Origin of the sequence: Pseudonocardia sp. SID8383, from assembly GCF_009864975.1 — a bacterium.
Classification (GTDB): Bacteria; Actinomycetota; Actinomycetes; order Mycobacteriales; family Pseudonocardiaceae; genus Pseudonocardia; species Pseudonocardia alni.
This window is the reverse complement of record NZ_WWFY01000726.1, coordinates 1-2,129: the sequence shown is the minus strand read 5'-3', so window position 1 is coordinate 2,129 and position 2,129 is coordinate 1. Positions and strand designations below refer to the sequence as shown.

At 77.2% G+C, this 2,129-nt stretch carries 4 protein-coding genes; 2 read left to right on the top strand and 2 right to left on the bottom strand.

Annotated elements, in window-relative coordinates; translation table 11 throughout:
• Nucleotides 1-11: 11 nt before the first annotated feature.
• Nucleotides 12-287: a hypothetical protein gene (locus tag GTW08_RS17595; protein ID WP_073574600.1), complete on the bottom strand. Its 276-nt coding sequence runs from the start codon at nt 285-287 to the stop codon at nt 12-14.
• A gap of 134 nt (nt 288-421) precedes the next feature.
• Between GTW08_RS17595 and GTW08_RS17590 the strand changes: the two genes are divergently transcribed.
• Nucleotides 422-787 carry a DUF3253 domain-containing protein gene (locus GTW08_RS17590; RefSeq protein ID WP_217266861.1) on the top strand — a complete coding sequence of 122 codons (366 nt, stop codon included), beginning with the start codon at nt 422-424 and terminating at the stop codon, nt 785-787.
• A gap of 21 nt (nt 788-808) precedes the next feature.
• Nucleotides 809-1,618: a methyltransferase domain-containing protein gene (locus GTW08_RS17585; protein ID WP_073574598.1), complete on the top strand. Its 810-nt coding sequence runs from the start codon at nt 809-811 to the stop codon at nt 1,616-1,618.
• 10 nt (nt 1,619-1,628) lie between these two features.
• Here GTW08_RS17585 and GTW08_RS17580 read toward each other — a convergent pair.
• Nucleotides 1,629-2,129, bottom strand: a 501-nt coding sequence (locus tag GTW08_RS17580) for a class I SAM-dependent methyltransferase (RefSeq protein WP_073575264.1), incomplete at its 5' end; no start/stop codon positions are given.

The following is a 2,129-nucleotide window of genomic DNA, read 5'->3' as shown; positions in this document are numbered from 1 at the left end:
GAGCGCGCTGCTCAGGCGGGGGTCCGGGCCGCAGCGGCCCGTCCGGCGCGGCGCCGCGCCGGTGCCCACGGAGTGCGGCAGCTTGCCGGCACCCACCAGTACCGGGTCAGGCCCCACGGGCTCACGAGCGCGACGACCACCCCGCTGACCAGCGCCGCGAACGCCAGCGGGATGACCAGCCACCGGTCGACGACGTCGACGACCCGGTACCCGGCGGCCGCCGTGGCCGGGTCCGCACCCAGCGCGACGCGGCGAGCACGACGTTCGCCGCGCCCGCGCCCATCCACCCCACCGACACCGCGACGTGCACGACGACCAGCCACTGCCGTACCCGCTTCCCCACCCGCGCCACGCCCTGAAAGTAAGGCACCTGACAATTCTCGGTGAGCGGAGCGCCGCGTGCGGGACGACCATGGCGGTCGTGGAGGAGAAGAGCTGCGTGGTCTGCGGGCGGCGGATCGAGTGGCGGAAGAAGTGGGCCGACGACTGGGAGCAGGTGCGCTACTGCTCCCAGGGCTGCCGCAGGCGCACGGTCCGCCCGGTCGACACCGAGCTGGAGTCGACGATCACCCGGCTCCTCGACCGGCGTCGGGGCGGGGCGACGATCTGCCCGTCCGAGGCGGCCCGCGCCGTCGACCCCGACGGCTGGCGCGACCTCATGGAGCCGGCGCGGATGGCCGCGCGCCGGCTCGTCGACGCCGGGCGGGTCGAGATCGTGCAGTCCGGCCGGGTCGTGGACCCGTCGACGGCGAAGGGCCCGATCCGGATCCGCCGGGTGCCCGGCTGAGCGCCGTGCCAGGCTGACCCCGTGCCCCGCGACACCTACACCCACGGCCATCCGGGCGTCGTCGTCCGGTCGCACGCGGCCCGCACCGCGGAGGACTCGTGCGCCTACCTGCTGGACCGGCTCACGCCCGGCACCAGCCTGCTCGACGTCGGCTGCGGCCCCGGCAGCATCACCGCGGACCTGGCCGAGCGGGTCGCGCCCGGCCGGGTCCGCGGCGTCGAGGTGGTGCCCGGACCGCTGGAGCAGGCCCGCGCCGGTGCCGCCGCCCGCGGCCTGAAGGTGGAGTTCGCCGTCGACGACGGCTACGCCCTGTCCGACCCGGACGGCACCTGGGACGTCGTGCACGCCCACCAGGTGCTCCAGCACGTGTCCGACCCGGTCGCGGTGCTGCGTGAGATGGGCCGGGTCGCCCGGCCGGGCGGCCTGGTCGCCGCCCGCGACGCCGACTACGCCGGGTTCCACTGGTGGCCGCACGATCCGCGGCTGGACCGCTGGCTGGAGCTGTACCGGGCCGTCGCCCGCGGCAACGACGCCGAGCCCGACGCCGGACGACGGCTGCTCGGCTGGGCGCACGCGGCCGGATTCTCCGAGGTGACGCCGTCGGCGTCGGTCTGGTGCCACGCGACCCCGGAGGCCCGCGCCGCCTGGGGCGGGATGTGGGCCGACCGCATACACACCGGCGTCGGCCGGATGGCCGTCGAGCGCGGGCTGGCCGGGGAGTCCGAGCTGGACGGGATCTCCGCGGCGTGGCGGGAGTGGGCGGCGCACCCCGACGGGTGGATCGTCATCCCGCACGGCGAGGTCCTCTGCCGGGTGCCCGACCGGCCCTGAGCCGCCCGGGTCAGGCGCGGCGGTGCAGGGCGACCACGTAGTCGCCGCCGGACCAGGGCGCACGGTCCCAGGTGGACCACCGCGCGACCGGGTCGAGCCCGGCGGAGGCGCACCAGGCGTCGTGGTCGTCGGGGGTGGGCCAGCCCGGCTGCGCGGCGAACCCCGCCAGCAGCAGGCCGCCCGGACGCAGGTGCCGGGCACAGCCCGCGACCACCCCCGCGCGGTCCTCGGCGTAGGGGATCACGTTGCCCGCCAGCACGACCAGCCCGAACCGCTCGGGCAGGTCCAGGGTCTCCAGGCCCGTGGTGACCCAGCGCAGCGCAGGCGCCTTGGCCCGCGCCGCGGCGATCATGTCCGGGTCCGGGTCGACGCCGACGACCGCGACGCCGCGCCGGTCCAGCTCGATCGCGACGCGGCCGGTGCCGCAGCCGCCGTCGAGGACGGGGCCGTCCCCGCGCAGCGCGCAGACCAGGTCGGCCTCGCCGTGCGGGTTCTCCCCGGCCGCGGCCAT